Annotated in this window: 26 protein-coding genes; 11 read left to right on the top strand and 15 right to left on the bottom strand. The window is 43.0% G+C overall.

The genetic code is table 11. The features are described from left to right. The first annotated feature begins 346 nt into the window (after positions 1-346). Positions 347-991 (top strand): ribosome hibernation-promoting factor, HPF/YfiA family, encoded by a 645-nt coding sequence (gene hpf, locus LC653_RS19575; RefSeq protein WP_229496310.1) that lies wholly within the window; start codon positions 347-349, stop codon positions 989-991. Positions 992-1,096: 105 nt separating this feature from the next. Here the strand turns inward: hpf and LC653_RS19570 are convergent, their stop codons facing one another. Next, positions 1,097-1,555, bottom strand: coding sequence for a peroxiredoxin (locus LC653_RS19570; protein WP_229496308.1), 459 nt, complete (start codon positions 1,553-1,555; stop codon positions 1,097-1,099). Between the two features lie 122 nt (positions 1,556-1,677). On the opposite strand from LC653_RS19570, the gene LC653_RS48290 reads away from it, so the two are divergent. The 4 genes from LC653_RS48290 (at position 1,678) to LC653_RS19550 (ending at position 4,910) form a co-directional block, all read left to right on the top strand. Next, on the top strand, positions 1,678-1,932 hold the full coding sequence (locus LC653_RS48290) for a hypothetical protein (protein WP_229496306.1): 255 nt from the start codon (positions 1,678-1,680) through the stop codon (positions 1,930-1,932). 27 nt (positions 1,933-1,959) lie between these two features. Beyond that, complete coding sequence (locus LC653_RS19560) at positions 1,960-3,084, top strand: acyltransferase family protein (RefSeq protein WP_229496304.1); 1,125 nt, start codon at positions 1,960-1,962, stop codon at positions 3,082-3,084. Between the two features lie 70 nt (positions 3,085-3,154). Continuing rightward, positions 3,155-3,856 carry a CAP domain-containing protein gene (locus tag LC653_RS19555; RefSeq protein ID WP_229496302.1) on the top strand — a complete coding sequence of 234 codons (702 nt, stop codon included), beginning with the start codon at positions 3,155-3,157 and terminating at the stop codon, positions 3,854-3,856. Between the two features lie 349 nt (positions 3,857-4,205). Beyond that, positions 4,206-4,910: a CAP domain-containing protein gene (locus LC653_RS19550; RefSeq protein ID WP_229496300.1), complete on the top strand. Its 705-nt coding sequence runs from the start codon at positions 4,206-4,208 to the stop codon at positions 4,908-4,910. 66 nt (positions 4,911-4,976) lie between these two features. On the opposite strand, the gene LC653_RS19545 is transcribed toward LC653_RS19550, so the two are convergent. Beyond that, complete coding sequence (locus tag LC653_RS19545) at positions 4,977-6,359, bottom strand: carotenoid oxygenase family protein (RefSeq protein ID WP_229496298.1); 1,383 nt, start codon at positions 6,357-6,359, stop codon at positions 4,977-4,979. Positions 6,360-6,526: 167 nt separating this feature from the next. Further along, positions 6,527-7,102, bottom strand: coding sequence for a PadR family transcriptional regulator (locus tag LC653_RS19540; protein WP_229496296.1), 576 nt, complete (start codon positions 7,100-7,102; stop codon positions 6,527-6,529). Between the two features lie 399 nt (positions 7,103-7,501). On the opposite strand from LC653_RS19540, the gene LC653_RS19535 reads away from it, so the two are divergent. Together LC653_RS19535 and LC653_RS46285 are read left to right on the top strand one after the other, a co-directional pair. Further along, complete coding sequence (locus LC653_RS19535) at positions 7,502-7,915, top strand: hypothetical protein (protein WP_208766542.1); 414 nt, start codon at positions 7,502-7,504, stop codon at positions 7,913-7,915. Positions 7,916-8,339: 424 nt separating this feature from the next. Then, positions 8,340-8,870, top strand: coding sequence for a tetratricopeptide repeat protein (locus tag LC653_RS46285; protein ID WP_267923116.1), 531 nt, complete (start codon positions 8,340-8,342; stop codon positions 8,868-8,870). Positions 8,871-9,078: 208 nt separating this feature from the next. On the opposite strand, the gene LC653_RS19525 is transcribed toward LC653_RS46285, so the two are convergent. After that, positions 9,079-9,408 carry a hypothetical protein gene (locus tag LC653_RS19525; protein WP_229496294.1) on the bottom strand — a complete coding sequence of 110 codons (330 nt, stop codon included), beginning with the start codon at positions 9,406-9,408 and terminating at the stop codon, positions 9,079-9,081. Between the two features lie 93 nt (positions 9,409-9,501). Between LC653_RS19525 and LC653_RS19520 the strand changes: the two genes are divergently transcribed. Next, complete coding sequence (locus LC653_RS19520; RefSeq protein ID WP_229496292.1) at positions 9,502-9,783, top strand: hypothetical protein; 282 nt, start codon at positions 9,502-9,504, stop codon at positions 9,781-9,783. Positions 9,784-9,985: 202 nt separating this feature from the next. On the opposite strand, the gene LC653_RS19515 is transcribed toward LC653_RS19520, so the two are convergent. From LC653_RS19515 to rplU, 4 genes are all read right to left on the bottom strand, one after another. Continuing rightward, the gene (locus tag LC653_RS19515; RefSeq protein ID WP_229496291.1) at positions 9,986-10,228 is read right to left on the bottom strand and encodes a hypothetical protein; all 243 of its coding nucleotides are present in this window, start codon (positions 10,226-10,228) and stop codon (positions 9,986-9,988) included. Next, the gene (locus LC653_RS19510) at positions 10,206-10,922 is read right to left on the bottom strand and encodes a molybdopterin-dependent oxidoreductase (RefSeq protein ID WP_229496289.1); all 717 of its coding nucleotides are present in this window, start codon (positions 10,920-10,922) and stop codon (positions 10,206-10,208) included. Before LC653_RS19510 ends, LC653_RS19515 begins: the two co-directional genes overlap by 23 nt. Positions 10,923-11,298: 376 nt before the next feature. Then, positions 11,299-11,595 carry a 50S ribosomal protein L27 gene (gene rpmA, locus LC653_RS19505; RefSeq protein ID WP_099099325.1) on the bottom strand — a complete coding sequence of 99 codons (297 nt, stop codon included), beginning with the start codon at positions 11,593-11,595 and terminating at the stop codon, positions 11,299-11,301. A 30-nt stretch (positions 11,596-11,625) separates the two neighbouring features. Further along, a complete protein-coding gene (gene rplU, locus LC653_RS19500; RefSeq protein ID WP_229496401.1) occupies positions 11,626-12,033 on the bottom strand; it encodes a 50S ribosomal protein L21 in 408 nt (135 codons plus the stop codon). A gap of 453 nt (positions 12,034-12,486) precedes the next feature. Here rplU and LC653_RS19495 point away from each other — a divergent pair, with 453 nt between their 5' ends. Next, the gene (locus LC653_RS19495; protein WP_229496287.1) at positions 12,487-12,720 is read left to right on the top strand and encodes a Nif11-like leader peptide family natural product precursor; all 234 of its coding nucleotides are present in this window, start codon (positions 12,487-12,489) and stop codon (positions 12,718-12,720) included. Positions 12,721-13,003: 283 nt separating this feature from the next. On the opposite strand, the gene LC653_RS19490 is transcribed toward LC653_RS19495, so the two are convergent. From LC653_RS19490 to LC653_RS19480, 3 genes are read right to left on the bottom strand one after another with little or no spacing between them, the layout of a single operon-like run. Then, positions 13,004-15,205, bottom strand: coding sequence for a tetratricopeptide repeat protein (locus LC653_RS19490; RefSeq protein ID WP_229496285.1), 2,202 nt, complete (start codon positions 15,203-15,205; stop codon positions 13,004-13,006). Positions 15,206-15,209: 4 nt separating this feature from the next. After that, entirely contained in the window at positions 15,210-15,671 is a 462-nt protein-coding gene (locus LC653_RS19485) for a hypothetical protein (protein ID WP_229496283.1), read from the bottom strand. 48 nt (positions 15,672-15,719) lie between these two features. Beyond that, the gene (locus LC653_RS19480; RefSeq protein WP_229496281.1) at positions 15,720-15,911 is read right to left on the bottom strand and encodes a hypothetical protein; all 192 of its coding nucleotides are present in this window, start codon (positions 15,909-15,911) and stop codon (positions 15,720-15,722) included. Positions 15,912-16,012: 101 nt separating this feature from the next. Between LC653_RS19480 and LC653_RS19475 the strand changes: the two genes are divergently transcribed. Further along, positions 16,013-17,101: a nucleotidyltransferase domain-containing protein gene (locus LC653_RS19475; RefSeq protein ID WP_229496280.1), complete on the top strand. Its 1,089-nt coding sequence runs from the start codon at positions 16,013-16,015 to the stop codon at positions 17,099-17,101. An 83-nt stretch (positions 17,102-17,184) separates the two neighbouring features. Here LC653_RS19475 and LC653_RS19470 read toward each other — a convergent pair whose 3' ends face one another. Next, positions 17,185-17,481, bottom strand: coding sequence for a hypothetical protein (locus tag LC653_RS19470; protein ID WP_229496279.1), 297 nt, complete (start codon positions 17,479-17,481; stop codon positions 17,185-17,187). A gap of 216 nt (positions 17,482-17,697) precedes the next feature. Next, complete coding sequence (bchI, locus tag LC653_RS19465; protein WP_229496278.1) at positions 17,698-18,822, bottom strand: magnesium chelatase ATPase subunit I; 1,125 nt, start codon at positions 18,820-18,822, stop codon at positions 17,698-17,700. Between the two features lie 418 nt (positions 18,823-19,240). Between bchI and LC653_RS19460 the strand changes: the two genes are divergently transcribed. Beyond that, complete coding sequence (locus LC653_RS19460) at positions 19,241-20,437, top strand: glycoside hydrolase family 10-like protein (protein WP_372478192.1); 1,197 nt, start codon at positions 19,241-19,243, stop codon at positions 20,435-20,437. A gap of 712 nt (positions 20,438-21,149) precedes the next feature. Here the strand turns inward: LC653_RS19460 and avd are convergent. Together avd and LC653_RS19450 are read right to left on the bottom strand one after the other, a co-directional pair. Next, on the bottom strand, positions 21,150-21,506 hold the full coding sequence (gene avd / locus LC653_RS19455; RefSeq protein WP_229496276.1) for a diversity-generating retroelement protein Avd: 357 nt from the start codon (positions 21,504-21,506) through the stop codon (positions 21,150-21,152). Positions 21,507-21,579: 73 nt separating this feature from the next. Beyond that, positions 21,580-23,415: an SUMF1/EgtB/PvdO family nonheme iron enzyme gene (locus LC653_RS19450; RefSeq protein WP_229496274.1), complete on the bottom strand. Its 1,836-nt coding sequence runs from the start codon at positions 23,413-23,415 to the stop codon at positions 21,580-21,582. Between the last annotated feature and the right edge of the window lie 34 nt (positions 23,416-23,449).

Here is a 23,449-nt window from a genome sequence, read left to right as displayed (position 1 = left end):
TTGTATTATTGAACAACAGCAAGCAAACTTCAACCGAACACAGAAGGAGCAATTATCAACAGTTCTGTAAGCGTTGTTTTAACACAGAAGACAGTTACAGGAGCTACTGCTAAAATTTCCTCACCAAAGAGTTCTAGGTGAATATCCAATTGGATATCAGCGCAGAGATGAGGATGAAAATCAAGGGTATAATGAGCAAAAATCTAGATGCAGTAAGTTTAGAAAAGCTTACCAGCAGTACATAGAAAGAGTTCACAATTTGTTTTGGCGGGAGTAATAAACCTTACCGCAATTTCTTTTCATACAAAGCAAATTCACACATTAAATATTCAGTGGGAGAGTTTACATGAAGCTTGTCATCCACGGCAAAAATATTGAAATCACCGATGCGATTCGGGAATATGTACATCAAAAGATTGAAAAAGCAGTTAGTCACTTTCAGAGCCTTACAAATGAAGTAGATGTGCATCTTAGCGTAGCCCGTAATCCTCGAATTAATCCAAGACAAGCGGCTGAAGTAACAATTTATGCTAATGGTAGCGTTATCCGTGCCGAGGAAAGCAGCGAAAGCCTCTATGCCAGCATTGACTTAGTTGCAGATAAAATTGCTCGTCAACTGCGGAAATACAAAGAACGGCGTCAAGACCAGAAAACTCAGTCCCAACCAGAAGAAGTAGTTGTTGTAGAATCGGTAGTCACAGATTTAATTGGCGATCGCACCCCCGAATTACCCAACGAAGTCGTTCGCACCAAATATTTTTCCATGCCGCCGATGACCCTTGCAGAAGCCCTGGAACAACTGCAACTCGTAGGGCACGACTTTTATATGTTCCGCAATTCTGAAACTGGAGAGATTAATGTAATTTACGAACGCAACCACGGCGGTTATGGTGTGATCCATCCCCGCAATGGTAACGGGCATACTAACGGCAAGAATGCTAAGGCAACCCACGCTAATATTGTCATCCCGGAAAAGTCGCATTCTAAATAGGGAGTAGGGAGTAGGGAGTGGGGAGTAGGGGAGATGAGGGAGATGAGGGAGATAGGGGAGAAATAACTCCTAACTCCTCATTCCCACTCCCCATTCCCCATTCCCCTATTTCGCAATCTGTTGCAAAGTTTTCAATGCTTCCTCAACGTGACCTTTAAAGTTAAACATTGAATCAAACACGTATTGCACAACTCCTTGTTGGTCAATAACGTAAGTAACGCGGCCAGGGAATAAGCCAAAGGCTGCTGTTGCGCCATATAGCTTCCGTACTTGGTCGCCTTTGTCAGTTAACAGGGTAAAAGGTAGATTGTATTTCGCAGCAAATTTTTGGTGAGATTCGCTGGAGTCAGCACTCACGCCGACAACTTCAGCGCCAGCGTTTTTAAACACTTCATACTGATCGCGAAAGGCGCAGGATTCAGCCGTACATCCGGGTGTGTCATCCTTGGGGTAAAAATATAGGACAACAGCTTTTTTGCCGCGAAAATCTTGGAGGCTAATTGTTGAGCCGTTTTGAGCAGGTAGAGTGAAATTAGGGGCGGTATCTCCAACTTTGATTGGCATAGCGAGTTGTGGTAATTATTTAACAAAATTTTACCTTGTATCTAAGTTTATAAATTTTGCTTGATTACTTGCATCAAGCGGGGTAGCTTAGTACAGCTTTGCGTAAAATCGTAGCGTTTTTAATGCAAGGGGATGCATTGGCATTGTCAGCCGATGCGTTGGCATTGTCAGCCGATGCGTTGGCATTGTTAGTCGATGCGTTGGCATTGTTAGCCGATGCGTTGGCATTGTCAGCCGATGCGTTGGCATTGTCAGCCGATGCGTTGGCATTGTTAGCCAATGCGTTGGCATTGTTAGCCGATGCGTTGGCATTGTTAGCCGATGCATTGGCATTGCCAAATTTAATTCGCTACGAATTAATGAAATGCTGTACTTAGATACTCATCTAATAGAAAATTCCGCTTATGCGCCTGACTTCACTGGATGTTTTTCGCGGCATTACCATCGCTGCGATGATTCTCGTCAATATGGCGGGAGTCGCAGATGATGTATATCCTCCTTTAGCCCACGCCGATTGGCACGGTTGCACACCAACTGACTTGGTATTCCCCTTTTTTCTCTTCATTGTCGGTGTAGCGATGACTTTCTCGCTGTCAAAGTACACTGAAGGTAATACAACCTCAGCTGTTTACTGGCGCATCTTACGCCGCGCCGCCATTCTCTTTGCCTTGGGATTGCTACTAAATGGCTTTTGGAATCAAGGTATTTGGACTTTTGACTTGCGTAGTATCCGCATTATGGGAGTGTTGCAGCGCATCAGCATTACCTATCTGCTGGCTTCCTTAATAGTTCTCAACCTTCCGCGTAAAGGTCAATGGATACTGACAGCAGTGCTACTCATCGGCTACTGGCTAACAATGATGTATGTAGCAGTACCCGATTTTGGCGCGGGAGTTCTGACGCGGGAAGGTAATTTCGGCGCTTATGTTGACCGTTTGATTATTCCCAAAGCACATCTATATAAAGGTGATGGTTTCAACTTTATGGGAGATCCAGAGGGACTGTTCAGTACTATTCCTGCGATAGTAAGTGTCCTCGCTGGCTACTTCACTGGTCAATGGATACGCAGTCAACCTGTCAAGTCACGCACAAGTATCGGGTTAGCATTATTTGGAGTTGGTTGTTTAATTATCGGTTGGGCGTGGGGGTGGACATTCCCCATCAACAAAAAGCTGTGGACAAGTTCTTATGTAATCTTTACTAGCGGTTGGGCGTTACTTTTGCTAGCAGCTTGTTATGAATTAATCGAAGTCCGGCTGAATCGTCGCTGGAGTAAACCTTTTGAAATTATGGGCTTAAATGCGATCGCACTTTTCGTTCCATCCGTTTTGTTGATTAAAATCTTAGTCAGAACCACTATCGGCACAGGCAAAGATGCTCCCAGTACTTACAATTGGATTTACCAGAATTTTTTCGTATCTTGGGCGGGAGTTTTGAATGGTTCCCTGTTTTTCGCCATAGTCACCGTGTTGTTGTGGTGGGCTGTTGGTGTTCTGATGTATCGCCAACGCTGGTTTCTCAAAGTGTAAATTTGCGTAAGTCCTAATTTTGTCTAATTCACTCAAACTATTAATCCATAGAAAAATTGTGAGGTAATCGATGCGTCGCATGAAATTTTGGGTGTTTTTGCCAATTGCGTTGATATTTGGCTGCTCAGATCAACTGTTTCAATTTAACCCATCTGTAGCCTACTCTAACCCAGCAGTAGTTCCACAAACTAGTCCGACTTTATCAAAAGTGAGTTACCTTTCATCGTTGGAACAAGAGGTAATTGTTGAAACAAATAAGGTACGAACAAATCCCAAATCATACCTCCCGATTCTAGAAAACTATAGAAAGCGCTTTGAGGGAAACCTAGTAAACGTTTCTAATAATACCTATTGGCAAACTCAAGAAGGAGTCAAAGCAGTTGATGAGGCGATCGCATTTTTGAAATCAGCACCTCCTGTGGGAGCATTGAGTCCATCTAAGGGTATGTCTTTAGGAGCAAAAGACCATGTTAAAGACCAAGGCCCAAAAGGTGCTACAGGTCATAATGGTAGCGATGGTAGCAACCCTTTTACTCGCATCAACCGCTATGGTAAATGGCAAACAACCGCAGGCGAAAATATCACTTATGGCTTCAACACTGCCCAAGATATTGTCATGCAATTAATTATTGATGATAGTGTGCGCGATCGCAGTCATAGAAAAAACATTTTTAACGGCGCTTTTAAAGTGTCTGGTGTTGCTTATGGAATTCACAAATCATATAGAACAATTTGTGTAATTAACTACGCTGGTGGGTATAGGGATAAATAATTTGAGTTAGGAAGTGGGGACAAATACCGAAGGTTCTGAATTATTGTACTTAAAAGCAGGCGTAATAAAGTAAAAATATTTTTTGTCCTTTACGTTCCAGTGTTAACTAGGTTACAACAGGTATTAAGTAATCCTTTTTGAACACTCAAGGAACAAAGACGAGCGCAGCGTTATCTATACTCTTGATCAACTCATTTCCGTTCTTCTCAAGGAACTGATCGAAGTTCTGATGTGTAACAGCCGCTTCTAAAATTCCGAATAAAGAAGCGTCTACAAACTCTGTGTGTTGAAAATTATTATTTTTTCTAATTCACTAAATTAATCCATAGAAAAAATTGTGAGGTAATGAATGCATCACATTAAATTTTGGGTACTTTTGCCAGTTGCCCTGATTTTCGGCTGCTCAAATCAACTGTTTCAATCTACCCCGTCTGTGGCAAACTCTAACCCAGCAGTAGTTCAACCAACGAGTCCAACTTTATTAGCAAAGGCAAGTTATCTTTCACCACTTGAACAACAGGTAATTGTTGAAACAAATAAGGTACGAACAAATCCCAAGTCATATCTCCCGATTTTGGAAAACTATAAAAAGCGCTTCCAGGGGAACCGAGTCAAAATTTCTAATAATACCTATTTGCGAACTCAAGAAGGAGTCAAAGCAGTTGATGAGGCGATCGCATTTTTGAAATCAGTACGTCCTGTAGGGGCGTTGAGTGCATCTAAAGGTATGTCTTTAGGAGCAAAAGACCATGTTAAAGACCAAGGCCCAAAAGGTGCTACAGGTCATAATGGTAGCGATGGTAGCAACCCCTTTACTCGCATCAACCGCTATGGTAAATGGCAAACAACCGCAGGCGAAAATATCAGTTATGGCCCAAACACCGCCCAAGATATTGTCATGCAATTAATTATTGATGATGGTGTGCGCGATCGCGGTCATAGAACAAACATTTTTAACGGCGCTTTTAAAGTGTCTGGTGTTGCTTATGGAACTCACAAATTATATAGAACAATTTGTGTAATTGACTACGCTGGGGGGTATAGGGAGAAATAATTTGAAGTGGGGAAAGGGGAAACTTTCCCCCCTGCCCCCTTTCCTCTTCTTTGACCGCCTATTTAGCTATTCCTGTGCAACCCAAGCACCATGAAATCCATAAGGCACTCGTTGAGGAATTATCACCCGCGCTACAGGTTCAGCAGTTACATCTTGGGCATTCACCACTACTAATTCTGAAGTGTTTGAATTCTCATCATGGACAAAAGTCATAAGCCAACCATCATCCTCAGCAGTTGCACCAGGACGCGGCGCAAACACAGCTTCATTGCTAGAGCGCCCTTGTCCAAATTTATGGATTTGGGACTGTCCACTGCTGAAGTCGTACTTAATTATACCTTCAAATAAACGTAAGGGACTATTCGCTATTTTGTTAGTGTAGCCATATCGGGTTTGTCGCCCCAATAGATTTTCATTGACACGGGGGAATTCTGAAGCTACATCGTCCAACATCTCTTCACGCACTGTCCCCGTGTTGAGATTAAACCGCCAGCGATGCAAGCGCGGGATATTTCCTTCTGGGTCAGGTTGCGAATCATCTGAACTCAAAACAGTAGTAGAACTCATGCGACAGGCAATAAGCACCACTTCATCTCCGTCTTCGTAGGCGTTGAGGGTATGGAAGACGTAGCAAGAGGGACTCTCAAACCATCGGATATTACTGTTGTCACCGTGACGTGGTAGAATGCCAAAACGACTTGGGCGATCGCGCTCAAACATCATTACAGGTTCTCCCCGTTGCGATCGCTCGGCGCTAAAAGTCAACGGCAAATCCATAAATATCGTGTAGTTTTCAGTGATGGCGAAATCGTGCATCATCACCCCCATTGGCAGGTCAATTGGCACTGTCCACAACAGTTCGCCTTGCGCTGAGACCACACTATATTGCAGGTACGGTGGCGCAAACACAGAGTAGCCAAAGAAGATCATTTCACCTGTCACCGGGTCTACCTTGGGATGGGCTGTGAAGGCAGAAACTAGCTTGCCATTATAGCTATACTCGCCAATAGTATCTAATTCAGGAAGCTTGATGGCGTGAGGTTTACCTCCCTCGTTCAGCGCCAACATCTGACCAGCGTGCCACACTAAGGCAGTATTGGCAGTGTTTTTGCGGGGGCCGTGGGGATTATCCATTCGCGGTGGTTCTAATAACCCACTCCAGAGAGCCTTACCCGCAACTCGTTCTTTTTTCCATCCGGCTGTCTGGACATAACGGTTGCGATAAGTGGCTACGCCGTTCCTAATTTGCACACCATGCAACATCCCATCACCATCAAACCAGTGATATTGACCGATGGGTGTCCATTGAGGGTTAGGGCCATTTCGGACAAACATCCCCGATAAGTCAAAAGGTAATTCACCGATTACTGGCAACTTGTCGGTGGTGATTTCTTCATGGATTGGAGCAAAATTGTGATCAAGATAAGGATTGACTGCTATTGTTACCATTGCCTTGATTTATGAGAGTTACAGAAAAACGAGCTACAGCCAACGGCTTCCTCTGTTTGAGATCCTGGCGCAAAGGTTCTGGTGAAAACGCCCTATAGTATACAGTATAAGCCTGTGGACGGTATCTAAAGAAGACGGTTGAAACAGGAATCCCCGTCGCTTTAGTGCTAGGGAGTATCAAAGAATCTGATAATTTGATGATAAGGCTTTTGGTGACTGATAACATTGAGCGCTATCTTCAACCAATCAATATAAGTCTGTTCTCTTCGGATCACCAACTCCAGCACAAGCCTTTGCATTACTTGCTCACGGTTGGCAGACTCATCACCAAGTGATGGTAAATCGATGATTTCAGATTCAGCAAGCTTTTTGCTTCGAGCCGCTAATTGTTCTTCCAGTAGGTAAATGATGGTTTCATTCGGCAACTGTTCTGCAAAATGCAACTGGGCAAGCAAAGGTTCTCGTACAGTCGGTAAAGGCTGATGAGTTCCAAGCCATCGGGTGAATTCGGCTTTCCCTGGCTCCGTTACGCTGTAGACTTTGCGGTTGGGGCGATCGCGCTGAATCTCAATTGTACAGGTAATCCAGCCTTGCTCAACTAGCTTATCGAGAGTTCTGTAAATTTGTGCCTGGTCTGCTGGCCACAAATGGGCAATGCATTGATCAAAGCAGTTCGTTTTGAGGTCATAGCCCGTCATTTCTTGCTGCTGAAGAAGACCTAGAATTACGTATGCTAGCGACATTAAGACAGTTTTCCCATAATTGATATTTTCTCGATAGGTTCTACACTATGTACTTCTTATAAGTTTATGCTAATATATGAGTAATCAAATATAAGATACAACAGTTATAAAAAAATATGTTGATTGTCATGCGTCTTAACAAGGAAACCGAATACATGAACTGAGGTTGGGCAGATAGCTAATGATGCTGTTTGCACAAGACAGTGAGGAAGTGGCGATGTATGTTGAGTGCCGCTCCCGTAAACCTGCGGGATCTTGCTACGCCATCATTGGATATGCTCCTCATCGCTAGCGTATGACTCAACAAACCAGTTGTTCGCTATAGTCTATTCGTGATGAATACTGACGCAGCAATTATTTAAGCCATTGAAGACTATCGTAACGAAAGGATGGGTAACATTGACTTCTAACACACTTTCACAAAGAATACGTCAACATCAATATCTGCGTGATTTACGAAATAAATTACTCCACCTTCATAAGATGTTGTTGGATACAGAACGCATTGCCTACGAACAGGTTAGTGGACGAGTATCAAGCGGAGAACTTCTTCAGCTAGTTATCGCTCATGAACAATTTGCTTGGCTACATCGCATTTCCGAGATGGTTGTGCAAGTTGATGAAATGCTCGAAGCAGATGAACCGATAGCAATAGAGGATTTTGAAAAGTTGATTGCTGATGTCCGCACGTTGATTATACCGTTAGAGACGGGCAATACCTTTGAGAGAAAGTATTACAACGCTCTCCAGCGCGAACCTGCTGCTGTGTTGGCACATGCAGAAATATCAAGATTTCTCACGACTAAGGTTTAAGGGTCAATACACTTGGTGGTAGTGATATTTTGCCTTGGAAGATCCCCCCAACCCCCCGATAAATTGGGGGGAACCGGAGTCAAAGTCCCCCAATTCATCGGGGAGCCACCTGCTTCACTTGGGGAGATCCCAAGTGAAGCAAGTGGCATGGATTTAGAGGGATCTAAAACTTTTGATACCGACAAGGGGACTTTTCAAATATCCTCTAAAACCTGACTTTTAATGGTAAGTCCTCTTGTATCAGAGAACGTGGTCATGAATAATACAGGGGAGAAGCTTTGCGTAGGCGTAGCCCGTCGCAGGCATCGCTAGCCACCTTTATAATAGACATCTCCGAAAAAGAATTGTTTTGACGTAGCATTGCTACGTCTCTACAAGGGTTCTAGATAACGCATATTTAATTTCTGGAGATGTCTAATAAACAATGACCACTGTAATATTTGTACATGGCACTGGCATTAGAGAACGAGAATACAACGAAACTTTTGAGATAATTGAGCAAAAGATTCACGCCCAACGTCCTGACATCAAAGTTGCTCTTTGCCTTTGGGGTGCATTAGGTGCAAGGTTTAATGATAATCGGGCATCAGTACCATTGGAAGATGCGACACTGGCTTTATCTCAACCAGAAGAAGACGCAGATATTGTATTGTGGGGGCAATTATACCGCGACCCTCTGTATGAATTGCGGCTGTTGTCTTTGAAACCTATTGAGTCAGGAAATGCTTTTGGGGAAGATCCAGGAGATATTTTACAATATCGTGTAGCGAGTTTTACTCCGACATTGGAATTGGAAGCGGCATTACTCTACCGTTCACAGGGAAGGTACAGCGATGCCGAACCAAAGTATATCGAAGCTTTGGCGATCGCACAACAACGGTTGGGGGCAAATCATCCCAATACAATAACCTTTCGTAAAAATCTGGAAGGCTTGCGGCGGAATCGTCAGCCTTGATTCAGGAGAATGGTTGCTTTTGTCTGGCGTTGGTTTCAGTAATTTAGGTAATCTGCACCGGCTGCATTACCCGCCTGGGATTAAAATCCCAGTCTAATAGCTTAACTCCTCTAAAGAGGACTAAGCGATTTTTTGAGATTAATTGCAGTCCACTTGAGTGGACTTAGGCTATTAACCCGGCACTTTGAATGCTGGGCGGGATAGAGAGCTAATTAAGATACATTAATGAGGCTCTGAACTCCATTAATGAGTCTTTTAGCTCCATTAATGAGTCTTTGAACTCCATTAGTGAGCCTTTTAGCTCCATTAATGAGTCTTTGAACTCCATTAATGAGCCTTTTAGCTCCATTAATGAGTCTTTGAACTCCATTAGTGAGCCTTTTAGCTCCATTAATGAGTCTTTGAACTCCATTAATGAGCCTTTTAGCTCCATTAATGAGTCTTTGAACTCCATTAATGAGTCTTTTAGCTCCATTAAAGAGCCTTTGAACTCCATTAATGAGTCTTTGATACTCGTGAATGAGTCTTTTAGCTCCATCTACTTATACCATTTTGAATTTTAGATTTTAGACTTCGGCTTACCTCGGCTTACTTCGACTACGCTCAGTACAAGTCGCTCAGTCGAACGATTTTGGATTGGAAACCGCTTACTGTATCTGGGTTTTCTCTGTCCATCTCAGGACTTACGCAAACAATAGCCGAAACCTTATTTCACGTAGGGGCAATTCATGAATTGCCCCTACAGCGTGTACTTTTGCGTAAGTCCTACATCTGTCGCAATCATTTTTCAAATTGGTATTATTATCTGCGTTTAAACACAAGTAAATTGCGATCGCAGCTTGGCAATCTCAAACCCTTAGAATTGCGATCGCAACACCTGCTGTTTAGATTTATCGTAAATAAACGGGTTTAAGACCCCAACCATTACACGTAGCGCGGAGTCGGAGCCACTCCGCCTCCGATCAGCTTCAGTCGCGGTTTAAATCCCCGTCTGTTCGCGCAGCATACCGTAGGCAAAATGTCTAAAATGTTTGAATTTTGTTAGCGCAGCGTAAAGCCTTCGGCATGGCAACGCTATGAGCGAGTCCGCGAGCGTCATTTTGAATTTTGAATTGTTATTTCCCCTGTCTCCGTTGTTTAACTGCATAGCCGTAGGGCAAAGCCCAGTTCGGTTCCTCATCCAAGTGGCAACGGGCACGAATTGACCAATATGGATCGCGCGACTTGTGTGTACACCGTAGCCCCAAAGCATCGGGGAGGGGTTGGGGGTGGGGTGTTAGGGACTTTTGCAAGAGGTCTAGGGTAAAATTTTCTCCCCCTGCCTCCCTTGCCCCCTCATAACCCAGCAAACCACTCATAGCCCTGATCCTCCCAATAGCCTTTACGAGGTAACAAATTGCTGACGAATGTAATTTGAGTCACCCACTTGCTTTGCTTGTAGCCCAGTTTAATTGGGGATGCTAGACGCATAGGCGCACCATTATCAACTGATAAAGTTTGTCCATTCTTTTGATAAGCCATGAGAGTTTGGGGATGTACAGCAGAGGCAATATCCCAGCTTTCATAGTAGCCATCAGCAGATTTAAAGTAGACATAGCGGACATTTGACTTAGGCTGTACCAGCGCTACCAAGTCTCGTAATCGCACACCTCCCCATTGAGCGATCGCAGCCCAGCCTTCAACACACACATGGCGAATTACCATTGAAGTCAAGGGGAGTTTTTGAATATCTGCCATACTCAATTGCATCGCGTTACTAACCTCGCCATCAATCGTCAGGCGAAACTGCGCCGGATCAATTTGCGGGGTGAAGTCAAAGGTATTAACCAGCAATTTGTCTGGTTCTATGGCACTGACAGGAAATTCTGGTACTGGTTTTTGACTTAGCAGGAGTGCTTCAAGACTTTGGTTTAATGGCTCAGATATTTGCCGCAGATTATCTGAGAACAAATTTGTCCCACAGCCACCTAAAAGAAAGCCTACCCCTGAAAGTCCAGATACTTGCAGTAATCGGCGACGGGATAGGGTGCGTTTGGGAAGAATCAGACTCATAAGTACCTCTACAGGAACATAGACTTAATTAGACGGATGCTTCCTAGCTTTAGGGCAAGTAAAGATTGAGGAATTGTAAATAGTATGACAGTGGGGACAGTGATCAGCTGATGGGCGTCTAGATTGTACATTGCAATCGTTAAGACTACAATTGACTAATGACAACCCTCTCCTGACGGAGACGCTGCGCGAACACGAGTAAATATACAACTTAAATGCGTAACAGCTTATTTTGTTATTGAAGAATATCTGCGCTTTGATGCTCCTGATACTAATCTATCGGCAACAAAGGAACAAAGCGACTTTTAAGCAACTACTGGGACATGCGATCGCTAACTAGCAATTAGGGTGGGCAACAGTGCCCACCCTAACTACTCTAACTTGCTACTGCCTCAGCAGGGGCTGCCTCAGCAGCAGTTATGGGTAAATAAACACTAACTTTTTTACGGGTTTTGCCCTTTCTCTCAAACATTACAACACCGTCGATTAAGGCAAAAAGAGTGTCATCGCTACCAATACCGACATTGTTACCAGGGTGGAATTTGGTACCACGCTGACGCACGAGAATGTTTCCTGCACGTACAACTTGACCACCATAACGCTTGACACCCAGACGTTGGGCATTAGAATCACGACCGTTGCGTGTACTACCTGTTCCTTTCTTATGAGCCATGATTTCCTCTTATGTATCTTCTCTTTATTATTATTCAGCAGCGGTTTCAACTTCTTCGGCAGGAGTCTCATCTAAAACGGGGGTTTCCTTCTCCGTTTCTCCTTGGAAAGCAAATACTTCACCATTAAGGGTAATGGAGTCAATCATAAGTCTGGTAATTTCCTGACGATGCCCCCGCTTTTTGCGGGTTTTCTTTTTGGGCTTCATCTTGTATACCAGAACTTTACGACCTCTGTAATGTCGCATTACAGTCCCTTCTACAGTCGCACCTGTCACTAGTGGCTGTCCAATGGTAACTTCACCATCGTGCTGCACGAGTAATACAGAGTCTATTGTAACTTTTTCATCTGGTTCGATCGCAAGCAGTTCAATATCGTAAAACCGCCCTGGCTCTACTCGTATTTGTTTGCCGCCAGTTTCAATAATCGCGTAGGTCATGGAATTGTCCTTGAGGTTGCCGTACAGGTAGCTGGTTTTTATCTCCTGTAGAGACGATGCAGCCAGCTTTTGTAATATGTCTACCTGATCCGAGCAGGAATTAGACAGACAATCTAACATACTATTTTATGAACAGGTGTCAAGTCAAGCTTTTATTTGCCAAAAGTCGTTATGACTGAATCACCCACGCAAAGAATGTAAAATGCATTGATAATTCAAAATCAATGTTATTTAGTTAAATACTGCTTCCATCTTAGGGCTGACTTTTATAAATTAGCAGAAATATTTAGACTAAAACTTATATTTTCTTATCAGAATCTACACAATTATCTTCTTTGTTTTAAAATTAAACTTACACTCTTAATCTAAAGGTTCTTCACTAAAATTTAGTGATTTCACAGGAGTCAAATTACTAGATTCAAACCTGATATTTAAAACAGGAGATAAACTGTCATGACACAGCAAAATGCTACCCGACTTTTTGAAGCCGTAAAACAAGATCAAGCACTACAGCAAAGACTCAAAGCAACAGCTAATCCAGAAGCCTTCGTCAAGATTGCTCAAGAGCGTGGCTATGATTTCAGCGTCGAAGAACTGGACAATGAAATTAACAAATTGTCTGAAGAAGATTTAGCCGCCATTGTTAATCCAGGATGGGGGAATAGACGGCATATTAATCCTAGATAATTTCTGTTGTAGGAAACCGAAATTATAGGAAAAACTGAATTGACAAGTTTTGCTCCTTAAAGGGATATCGTTGCATCATCTCCTTTAGGGGCATTTTTGTTAAACTAAGTGTAGTTTCGCGTAAAAGCGTAGCCTTTTTAATGCAGGGAAACGCATTAACATTCTAAGATAATGCATTGGATGGATTAACAATGCAAGCCGACGCATTAATAGGTTTTTAGTAATTTTTGGTGATGGCGACAAAGCAGAAGGTAGAGGCGTTTTTAATTGCAAGCCGTAACATCTACTCCCCTACTAAAGCCCGGAACTGCTCATCTTTGCGGATGTTATCAAAGTCGGAATCTGTTTTTGCATTCTCCCGAAGCTTTGCATCTAATTGGATTGCTCGTTGCAAATTCTTGATCGCTTCCTTGAACTCTCTTTTTAAGCTGTAAACACCAGCTTTATTGTAGTAAGCCTCAGCAGTGTTCGGCTTGAGTTTGATGACTTCGTTGAAGTCTGCAATAGCTTGGGTGTAGTTGCCCTGCTTGATGTAAACTATCCCGCGACCGTTGTAAGCATTAGCGTTGCCTTGCTTGAGTTTGATGGCTTTGTTGTAATTCAAAATGGCTTGACTATAGTTACCCTGATTGTAGTAAGCATTTCCTCGATTGTTGTAAGCCCCAGAAAAGTCCCGCTTAAGTTTGATGGCTTGGGTGTAATCTGCGATCGCTTGGGTGAAGTTACCCTGCTTTGCATAAACAGCCCCCCGACCGTTGTAAGCCTCAGCAGCGCTCGGATCAAGTTTGATAGCTTTGTTGTAGTCTGCAAAAGCTTTGGTGAAGTTGCCCTGCTTTGCATAAACATTCCCTAGACCGATGTAAGCCTCAGAAAGGTTCTTATTGAGTTTGATGGCTTTGTTAAAGTCTATGAAGGCTTGGGTAAGGTTGCCCTGATCAACATAGGCATTCCCTCGATTGATGTAAGCCTCAGCAGCGCTCGGATCGAGTTCGATGGCTTTGTTGTAGTCTGCAAAGGCTTTAGTGTAGTTGCCCTGACCAACATAAGCAACCCCACGATTATAGTAAGGCTCAATAAGGTTGGAATTGAGTTTGATCGCTTTGTTGTAGTTTATGATAGCTTGGGCAAAGTCGCCCTGAGCGACGTAAACATTCCCCCGACCGGTGTAAGCCTCAGCATTGTCTGGCTTGAGGTCGATAGCTTTGTTAAAGTCTACGAGGGCTTGAGTATATTTGCCCTGGTTTCTGTAAACAATTCCCCGACCGTTATAAGCCTCAGCAAGATTTGGATTGAGGTTGATGGCTTTGTTGTAGTCTGTAAAAGCTTGGTTATAGTCGCCTTGCTTTGTGTAAGCATTACCTAGATTATTGTAAGCCTCAACAAAGTCCGGCTTAAGTTCTATGGCTTTTTTGTAGTCTGCGATCGCTTGGGTAAAATTGCTATTGTTGTAAAAACAGATTCCACTGTAAAAATGAACGACCCCTTGATTTAGCGTAGATACATTGGTTTCTGATTTTACCTGAGCTAAGGCATCGCTGAAAAGGGCAATGGCTTCATCCCACTTATTTGCAGTATATCGCACCATGCCTAGTGTAAATATAGTCAGATAACTCATCTCTTTAGAAAGACGAGTTTGTAGTTTAAAGCTTTCGAGTTCGGCAAGCGGCAGGATTTGGGCTTCACCTCTGGCTGTTGTTCCCAGTTTAGGAAAATAGTCCGGGGATATTAGCACTTCAAAGTGAGTGCTGACTTGTACATTTGTTGGGGTGACACCATAATCCCCCCAAATCACGATCGATGCTTTTTTCTGCTCACCTTCCGCACGGGCGACCTCGCTGCCTTGCTGTTCGGTAATAGTTTTGTTTAGCGCTGGCACCTTAACATCAGCATAAGGTTCTGTTGCATTCCGCAGGTTCCGCACAATGGTTTCTGTCACTTGATATTTTTGAGGATCAACTCCATCAAAATTGGCAACCAACAACAGCACATGAGGCGGAGGCAGCGATCGCCACACGAAAAATCCGCCAAAGGTCAGCAGCGGAATGGCGAAGATTCCGACAATTGCTAAACGACGTGTCCGTTGACGCGATCGTTGCTTAATTTGTTGTGCTTTCATCAACTCCGAGTCAGACTGCTCAGAGCTTGGAGCGTTTTTATCCTGAACTTCCGGTTTCCAGAACCAGGCATAGTACAAGCAAGTCAGCGATAGCAAAGCACTGGCAATAATTATCATCAGCAGCGTCGTAAAATCAGCACCGTTTTGCCATAAGCGAATGAATCCCCCTATCAGGCAGGTAAGATACGCCGAGTTTGCCAGAAACTGAACAAAGCGTAAGTGATGACTGTTGAACGGCTGCCCCAGATACACAATCTTTTGAACAATCTGACCAATCTGGATGTCTCGTGCCGTGACGTTGTTAACGGCATTTTGATTGATTCGCTCGTGAGAATGATTTGCTTCGGAAGGATCTTTGTCAGAACGCATGGTACTAGCTCTCCTGAGACAAATTGCCCAACCTGATGTTTTGCGCCTTCACATCCCTCAGCATTTCCTGCTCAACCGAACTACCGCGACTTGCTTTCTGGGTTACATCTTCAGCTTCCAGGTTGCCAGATACCTCAATGCCCTTTAAAATCACCTGACGCACCACCTCAGTTGCTTGCAATTGAGCCAGCAAATCGTTTAACTCAGCAGCAAATCCAGCATCCTCCTCCATTTGTACCGCTAACTCTGCCTTCACTAGGTTAATGTTTGCCTCTGTGGGTTGCTTTTCTGCCCGTGTCAGCAGTCCTTCAGTTCCGGCTGCTTTGAATTTATTCCGAACTGCCGTAATCAATTGACTCACCATCTTGGAAACGGCTGTCCCCAGTGATTTTCCTCCTTCTTTTACGGCTTCTGAGAAGAACACGGTGGCGATCATTGTAGTAGCAGTCAATGTGATTGGCTCCACGTTTATAACCCCTTTGAAAATCACTGTATTTTACCTTGAATTGCGCGATCATCCTTGAAATTTCAGTAATTTTTCCAGTGTATCAAGCGAATAAACAGTTTTCTTCCTCACAGTTAAGTGTTGCGGCTTGCAATCATAAACGCCTCTGCCTTCTGCCTTGTCGTCATCACCAGAAGTGCATTTTCCTTTTTGCTTCTTTCGAGCAAATAATACAAACAAAGACAATTTGGTATTTGTCATTTTTCATTTTTCATTTGTCATTTATCCCCTTACCCCTCTGCTCTCGATCTCCCCACCTGCTTAACTCATGAGTTAGGATGACTATATTTTAATCAGGTGATATGAAAAGAATAGAAGTTGAGCAAAGAACTATTTTAATTGGTTTGGCAGGTAGCCACGGCTATGGTTTAAATCGTCCAGATTCAGACTTTGATTATCGGGGAGTATTTATCGCACCCAAAAGGTACTACTTGGGATTTGACCGGATAGAACAAAAAGATGCTGGTTGGGAGGAACCAGGAATATTTCCATTTATAGATGGCAACAAAGACACAGTTATATATGAATTAAGAAAAATTCTCCAGTTATTAGCGGGCGCGAATCCCAATGTTTTAGAATTGCTCTGGTTAAATAACTATCCTTTTTTAAGCGCAGTCGGACAGCATTTAATCAATCATAAACAGTTATTTTTGAGTAAGAAGGTAAAACATACTTACACTGGTTATGCCTTTGCCCAAATCAAAAAGATGGAAACTCATCGTAAATGGTTGTTAAAGCCACCGCAAAAAAAACCAATACCATCTGACTTCGCCATAGAAGACGAAGCACCCCTCAGCAAAGATGAGCTAAATGCTTTTTTGGAGTATCTTTATAATTTAATCAGAGGACGGATTGAGTTTTTGGAAGAAGCGGAACAATTATATCAATTGCTGACGGCAGATATTGATTTTAAAGGCGTATTGAAACAATACACTTTGCCAGATGAAACTTTGGAATATACCCAATATTTAACCAATAGCCGTAAAGATTTTATCCGCCTACTTCAGAAAAGCCAAAGTTATCAAATAGCTTTAAGAGAATGGAAGGCTTACTTATCTTGGCAGGAAAATAGGAATCCGGCTAGGGCAGAAATGGAAAGAAAATCGGGTTTTGACCTCAAACATGGGATGCACTGCATTAGATTGCTACGCAGTGGAGTAGAAATATTGCGGCGAGGTGAAGTGATTGTAGATAGGAAAATAGCTGGTGATTTTGAGGATTTAAAAGCTATTTTAAAGGGTGAGTATTCTTATGAGCAGGTGATGAAAATGGCAGAAGATTTAGTCGCTGAAATGGAAATTGTTTACGAACAATCTGCTTTACCTCACAAACCCGATTTAGAGCAAATTAATGAGTTGTGTATGGAATTGGTGGAAATGCAGAATTGGTAAATTATTGGGCATTGGGCATGGGGCATTGGACATTGTTGATTAAGTTTCTTCCCTATTCCCTATTCCCCACTCCCCACTCCCCATTAAAGAGCGTACATTAAATCAGCAAAACCATAGAGGCTGATGATGAGCAATAACGATGCTGTTAGTTGGGTAATTCGCGTCTGGGGTGAGGGCGCGATCGCTTCCCGCACTAAGATAGAAATAGATGCCCCAACTACTAAGCTCAAGCCTAAGATTAAATAGGGCTTATCTGGTAAAATACTGGCTATTGCAAGCAGTGCGATCGCTAATAAGAGCATCAATAATTCTACAAACCTGGGCGGGTTGTATTGGCTAGATAGAATAAAGCTGTTGAACCAAAAAGACCAAATTCTCATAGTCAGTGTTGAGTTAGGAGTTAGGAGTTAGGAGTTAGGAGTTATGAGTTAGGAGTTATGAGTTAGGAGTTATATAGTCAGTGCTGAATGCTGAGTTAGGAGTTGTGAGTTATATACTCAAGTCTTGACTGAGAAATTAAAGTTGTGAGTTATGAAGCAGCTTTCCATTCAAAACTTCTAACTCCTGTACAGACGCGATTAATCGCGTCTGTACTTTTAACCCCTTGCCCCTAATTTTTGACCTGTGCCGTTTTTCTGTGCAACATCACTTTCTGGTAGTTCAACCCCAAAGACGCGGCTAAAAACTTTGGCGACTTTGTAGCCAGAATCAATCGATTCTAAGGGGTCTTTCCGCAGTCTGTGACGCAAGCATAGCGTAATTACACGATGGATATCATCAACTGTAACTTCAGTACGTCCTTCATAAGCTGTTAAAGCTTTGGCGGCGCGGTTACTAACAATGTCACCCCGCAAACCATCTACATCCAGTTCTGAGCAGACTTCAGAAATTTTCACCCGTAGTTCATAGTCCATTTTCACTTCTGGCAAAAGCTGTTGAGCATTGACAATTTGCTCTTGCAGTGCTTCTTGCTGGGGTTTGTAATTTTCGAGAAATGCTGGAGGATTTTGGTCAAAATCCGCCCGTTGTTCCACTATTTGCACCCGCAAGGCTGGTTCTTTTACGGTGTGAATTTCTGCGTGCATCCCAAAGCGATCGAGCAATTGGGGGCGTAGTTCGCCTTCTTCAGGGTTTCCAGAACCCACAAGAACAAAACGCGCTGGGTGACGGATAGAAATACCTTCTCGTTCTACAGTGTTCCATCCACTCGCGGCGGAATCTAGTAGCACGTCTACGAGGTGGTCATCTAGTAAGTTGACTTCATCCACATAAAGAATGCCCCGGTTAGCCTTTGCCAGTAGTCCCGGTTCAAAAGCTTTGACACCTTCAGATAAAGCTTTCTCAATATCGATTGTGCCACAAACTCGGTCTTCTGTAGCTCCTAGCGGCAGGTCTACCATTTGGACTTTTTTATGAGCTACAGGAATTTCCGCCCCTTGTTCTAACAGTTGGCGGACTTCATCGCTCATCAAATCGGGGTCGTTAGGATCGCTACTGAAGGGGTCATTGGCAACCACAGAAATTTCTGGCAGCAGATCCGCCAGCGCCCGGATAGTTGTGGATTTACCGGTGCCGCGATCGCCCATGATCATTACACCACCTATTTTGGGGTCAATCACGTTCAATAGCAACGCCAGTTTCATTTCTTCCTGGCCCACAATTGCCGTAAAAGGAAATACCACGCGACGCGCACTTGCCGTGGATTGAGCAGTTGGACTCACTAAATTACCTTAACAATATTTTTCTTATTACAGTTCTCTATTGTGACACAGGTGGGGTGTGGGGGAGTGAGAAGATCGGGGGCAGGGGAGGTAGGGGGAGATGAGGGAGTGAGGGGGATGAGGGAGATGAGGGAGATGAGGGAGATGAGGGAGATGTTGCAGTAAGTTTTTCCCCTCTGCCCAATGCCCAATGCCCATACCAATATCTATTGGGCACAAATGCCTACTAGCTGCGTCAACTATCTTAATTTGTCTGCTTTAGTTTTTCTGGTGCAAAAGTTCTATAAGCAGGGAACGAACAACTACCAACTCATTAATTCAATACTAAGCATAAATACTTATAGACTATATGGTTAGTAGATTCAATCATAAAAACGAGCAATGGCGTGTGTGGGTAGCTAATGCATCATTCAAATTTATGAAATCACCTTTTATTGTTCAAAGTTGGCAGCGATTACTCAAGTCTTTTTTTCCGATTCTCATTTTAATATCCTTTGTTACTGTATTGTTGGTAGACAGTTTCACCCCTGCGATCGCACAGATACCCCGTCAGGAAATTCGCGGGGTTTGGATGACCACTAATGATTTTCACACCCTTAAAAATCGGGATAAAGTGCAGGATGCGGTAAGTCAATTACGGCGGATGAACTTCAACACCATCTATCCTGTGGTGTGGAATTCTGCCTATGTAATGTATCCTAGTGCGATCGCACAACGTGCAGGTATTCAACCTTTTGTCTCCAAAGGTTCAGATGGACATGATATTCTTGCAGACCTAATTAACCAAGCCCATCGCAAAGGATTGCTAGTAATTCCCTGGTTTGAGTTTGGTTTCATGGCTCCCCCAACGTCGGAATTGGCACTGAATTATCCTGATTGGTTCACACAAAAGCGGGATGGTAGCCAAACTTCAATCAGTGCGGCTGGTGAGGTGATGTGGCTCAATCCGTTCCATCCAAAAGTGCAACAGTTCATCACCAATCTAGTGCTGGAAACTGTCACTCAATATGATGCCGATGGCATTCAGTTTGACGATCACATGAGTTTGCCCCACGAATTTGGTTACGACCAATATACAGTTGCTTTGTACACTAAAGAAACGAATAATCCTCCGCCAACTAATTCCCAAGATGCGGCATGGGTAAAGTGGCGGGCAGATAAAATTACGGCGTTCATGGTACAACTTAACCAAGCTGTAAAACAGAGAAAACCCCAGGCGATTTTCTCTGTTTCTCCTAATTACTATGATTTTGCTTACAAGTTTCACCTGCAAGATTGGCTAAGTTGGATTCGGCAAAATATTGTGGACGAGTTAATCGTGCAAATTTATCGTCCGGATCTGCAAAGTTTTGTGGCAAATATTTCCCGCGCAGAAATTCAAGAAGCGCAACAAATAATTCCAACTGGAATTGGCATTATGACAGGGTTACGAAATAATCCAGTTCCCATGCAGCAAATTAAGTCTCAGGTGCGGGCTGCCCAAGAACGCGGTTTAGGCGTAACCTTCTTTTATTATGAAAGTCTTTGGAACGATGCTCTAGAACCTTTAAACGAGCGCCAAGCTGGATTTGCGACTCTCTTTCGATCTCCCGCACTCCGCGCCAAAGTTGAATAACTTTTCTATTGAAGATTATGTTATAGCTAGTAAGGGCTTGTCTTTGCCCATTGGTGTCAACTTAAGCGAAAAATCGCTTATCTGTTGGCTTCCACGCCCGCCCAGAAATGAATTTCTTTGGCTTTTAGCTAAAGTCTACTGAAGTAGACTAAAGATTTTTCGGATTATTTAGTCATCTTTAGATGACTTTCGCTATTAGCAAGGAACTGAAGTTCCTTGTGGGACATGAGTTTTGCGTTAAGTTGACACCAATGGGCAATGCCATGCCCCTACGATAATCTATATGTATCAAGGTTTTCGTGAATTGGTATTACTGGACTAGAAATTAAGGTTTTTACGCCTAATGGTAGTGCCTTGCCTGTTGCAAAAGCTCAGATTCCCGGCTTATTTTAAAAGTCGGGAATCTTGTTATAACCACTTCAGATGTGTGTTTCTACTGTTCTGAATTAGCTTTTAAAATTAGCTCTAAAATTAGATGAATCGGACAACTGTTCGACCTTGCAGCCTACCAAGCTATCCGACTCGGTTTTATATTCGGAGGTCGTCATCAACCTCACTGGATTAGGCCTGGACTCTTTTTTGGTACGCTACCCCGTTGTGCTTGCTGGGCGGCTGATAGTAAATTACCAAACGCTATAACTTCATTCCAAAGATTTCCGTATCTTTTCATCAATTTAATCCAGTTTCGCCCTTGGCAGTGTAGCTGCAATTTCTAATCGCCAGGTATATTTGTCTTGATTTTTTGCTGTTTTATCCATCCACCCAAATCGATGCCAATATCATTTAAAAGTTTTTGAGCATATTCATAACGCTCTGTCTTAATTAAATTAAATTCTAAAAGTAGGCGAGTTTGATAACGTAAAATATCTAGCTTACTATTCAATAATTCTAAATGAGCTAATTTCTGTTTAGCATACCGTGCTATGATCAGAATATCTAATAAATTGTATAGTTCTGTAATAATCCGATTTCCTAGCAAAAATTTATGATCTCTAGGAAGCCGATTTAAAATTGGCACATACCACTTGATTAAATCGTAAGTTTTTTGTATTATTGGTAAATCACTCATCCATACAAAATTAAAAAAAAAATTGATCGCGCAAAGCGCGAGACATTAAGAAGGGTAAAGAAATAAAGGGCTACTAAGTCCTGCCCCGAACCACCACAACCCGAAAACCCACGCTGCTGCGCCTGTAGCCACGCGCGAAAGAGTTGCGAAACGCCGAGCGGCAATTCCTGGGAAGGCTGAGCCACGAACCACCACGCAGCAGCCGATTTTGATTATCATTATCAACTAACCAAGCGCTTCCGTCTTTTGGCGCTCCGTTATAATTTTTGTGCCACTCATCCTGACACCATTCCCATATATTACCATGCATATCAAATAAACCAAAGGGGTTAGCAGGAAATTTTCCCACATCCGTTGTTTGCTTACGATATTCGCCCTTTGGGCCCTGAGCATAATTACCTCGGTATACTGTTCCGTTATAATCCCAGTCTGTCCCCCGATAATTCGCTAAATCCGTTGTAATTGTTTCGCCAAAATAAAACGGGGTAGTCGTTCCTGCACGACAAGCATATTCCCATTCTGCTTCACTGGGCAGGCGATAGGTTTTCTCAGTCTTTTTAGATAGCCGAGCGCAAAACTCAATTACATCATCCCAAGAAACCTGTTCAACAGGTCGATTAACACCTTTAAAATTAGACGGTTCGGGATCTAAATCAATATTAACCTTGGGTAAAGCAGCAACGGCTTTCCATTGACTCTGAGTTACTGGAAATTTCCCCATGAAAAAGGGTTGAATGGTGACAGTGTGCTGTGGACTTTCATCGCCAGTTCTTTCTGGCTCACTCTCTGGCGAACCCATGAGAAATTTACCACCGGGAATTGCAACCATTTCCAGAACTATGCCATTACCCAAGTTTTCTGCAAAAAACTCGGCGCGTCCCCGACTACGGTTAATTTCATAGGTTTTCCCCATACCCAAAAACCCTGCTGATTTGGGGGTTAGGGTGGCGGTGTCAAACTCAAAAGCCTGAGTTTGAATACCTGGGGGAGATGATTCCCTTTTTAGTCGTTCTTGTAATTCTGCTTCCCGTCTCTTATTTTCAGCTCTTTCTTGTTCTTGGGGTAATCTTTCTCCTTGTCGTTTTTGATACTCTATTTCTTGTTCTTTCTTTAGGCGAACTACATCTTCATCTTTAAGCTGATAATATTTCTGGGATTTCCCTAATTCAGTTTCAGCTTTTTCATCCAATGGATATCCTTGTTCATCTACAAAACTTGTCAAGTGTTGCTTGTATTTGTCTAGATTTTTCTTATATATACCGTAAGGCTCTAATGCTTTTTCTCGGACTGCACTGGCTTCTTGGTCTGTTAATTTTAACTTTTCTTGTAAATCTTTTAAAATATCAGATTCGACAAAAGAAATTTCGCCATCAGACGCAAATTCTTCAGCCTGAAGACGATATTCAGTTATGGCGGCTTCCCTGCGTAACCGTTGTTGTTGACGCTCCTTAATTAGTTGTTCAGCAGCAAACTTAATTCCCTCAGCTACATTCATGAATGCATCATCTTGATTAGTCCAAGACTTAATAGGTAGGGCATTTTTGGGCAGAGCTTGTAGTTTAGCAAATGGTGCAGATTGCCAAGAAACGTTTCGCAGAATAATTGGAATGACACAAGCCTCTCCAGCTTCGTGGCGTTCTATTGCTTTGGTAACTTCAACATCCCAGCAGTATTTAGAATATATAAAGTCTGAACTAACTAGTAATAAAATGATATCGGCTGTGTTCAAATTTTCATTAATCTGCTGATCCCATTCTTTTCCAGGTGGTATTTTACGATCATGCCAAGTTGAAGTAACACCTTGCCGTTCCAACATAGTCAGGTGTTTAGCCAGTTCATCCTTTAGGGGTTCGTCGTTGTGAGAGTAGGAACAAAACACCTTGAGTGGTTCCAAGGATACATCTGCCATTTTGCGTCTTTAGGAGTAGGATAAATTACGCTTC

Source organism: Nostoc mirabile CHAB5784, assembly GCF_020829645.1.
Lineage (GTDB): Bacteria > Cyanobacteriota > Cyanobacteriia > Cyanobacteriales > Nostocaceae > Nostoc > Nostoc mirabile.
This window is presented reverse-complemented; position numbering and strand designations above follow the sequence as displayed.

What these genes read in the sequence shown, in the direction of transcription:
- hpf (WP_229496310.1), top strand. Translation starts at nt 347, where the DNA reads ATGAAGCTTGTCATCCACGGCAAAAATATTGAAATCACCGATGCGATT.
- LC653_RS19570 (WP_229496308.1), bottom strand. Translation starts at nt 1,555, where the DNA reads ATGCCAATCAAAGTTGGAGATACCGCCCCTAATTTCACTCTACCTGCT.
- LC653_RS48290 (WP_229496306.1), top strand. Translation starts at nt 1,678, where the DNA reads ATGCAAGGGGATGCATTGGCATTGTCAGCCGATGCGTTGGCATTGTCA.
- LC653_RS19560 (WP_229496304.1), top strand. Translation starts at nt 1,960, where the DNA reads ATGCGCCTGACTTCACTGGATGTTTTTCGCGGCATTACCATCGCTGCG.
- LC653_RS19555 (WP_229496302.1), top strand. Translation starts at nt 3,155, where the DNA reads ATGCGTCGCATGAAATTTTGGGTGTTTTTGCCAATTGCGTTGATATTT.
- LC653_RS19550 (WP_229496300.1), top strand. Translation starts at nt 4,206, where the DNA reads ATGCATCACATTAAATTTTGGGTACTTTTGCCAGTTGCCCTGATTTTC.
- LC653_RS19545 (WP_229496298.1), bottom strand. Translation starts at nt 6,359, where the DNA reads ATGGTAACAATAGCAGTCAATCCTTATCTTGATCACAATTTTGCTCCA.
- LC653_RS19540 (WP_229496296.1), bottom strand. Translation starts at nt 7,102, where the DNA reads ATGTCGCTAGCATACGTAATTCTAGGTCTTCTTCAGCAGCAAGAAATG.
- LC653_RS46285 (WP_267923116.1), top strand. Translation starts at nt 8,340, where the DNA reads ATGACCACTGTAATATTTGTACATGGCACTGGCATTAGAGAACGAGAA.
- LC653_RS19525 (WP_229496294.1), bottom strand. Translation starts at nt 9,408, where the DNA reads ATGGAGCTAAAAGACTCATTCACGAGTATCAAAGACTCATTAATGGAG.
- LC653_RS19515 (WP_229496291.1), bottom strand. Translation starts at nt 10,228, where the DNA reads ATGAGTGGTTTGCTGGGTTATGAGGGGGCAAGGGAGGCAGGGGGAGAA.
- LC653_RS19510 (WP_229496289.1), bottom strand. Translation starts at nt 10,922, where the DNA reads ATGAGTCTGATTCTTCCCAAACGCACCCTATCCCGTCGCCGATTACTG.
- rpmA (WP_099099325.1), bottom strand. Translation starts at nt 11,595, where the DNA reads ATGGCTCATAAGAAAGGAACAGGTAGTACACGCAACGGTCGTGATTCT.
- rplU (WP_229496401.1), bottom strand. Translation starts at nt 12,033, where the DNA reads ATGACCTACGCGATTATTGAAACTGGCGGCAAACAAATACGAGTAGAG.
- LC653_RS19495 (WP_229496287.1), top strand. Translation starts at nt 12,487, where the DNA reads ATGACACAGCAAAATGCTACCCGACTTTTTGAAGCCGTAAAACAAGAT.
- LC653_RS19490 (WP_229496285.1), bottom strand. Translation starts at nt 15,205, where the DNA reads ATGCGTTCTGACAAAGATCCTTCCGAAGCAAATCATTCTCACGAGCGA.
- LC653_RS19480 (WP_229496281.1), bottom strand. Translation starts at nt 15,911, where the DNA reads ATGACAAATACCAAATTGTCTTTGTTTGTATTATTTGCTCGAAAGAAG.
- LC653_RS19475 (WP_229496280.1), top strand. Translation starts at nt 16,013, where the DNA reads ATGAAAAGAATAGAAGTTGAGCAAAGAACTATTTTAATTGGTTTGGCA.
- LC653_RS19470 (WP_229496279.1), bottom strand. Translation starts at nt 17,481, where the DNA reads ATGAGAATTTGGTCTTTTTGGTTCAACAGCTTTATTCTATCTAGCCAA.
- LC653_RS19460 (WP_372478192.1), top strand. Translation starts at nt 19,241, where the DNA reads ATGAAATCACCTTTTATTGTTCAAAGTTGGCAGCGATTACTCAAGTCT.
- avd (WP_229496276.1), bottom strand. Translation starts at nt 21,506, where the DNA reads ATGAGTGATTTACCAATAATACAAAAAACTTACGATTTAATCAAGTGG.
- LC653_RS19450 (WP_229496274.1), bottom strand. Translation starts at nt 23,415, where the DNA reads ATGGCAGATGTATCCTTGGAACCACTCAAGGTGTTTTGTTCCTACTCT.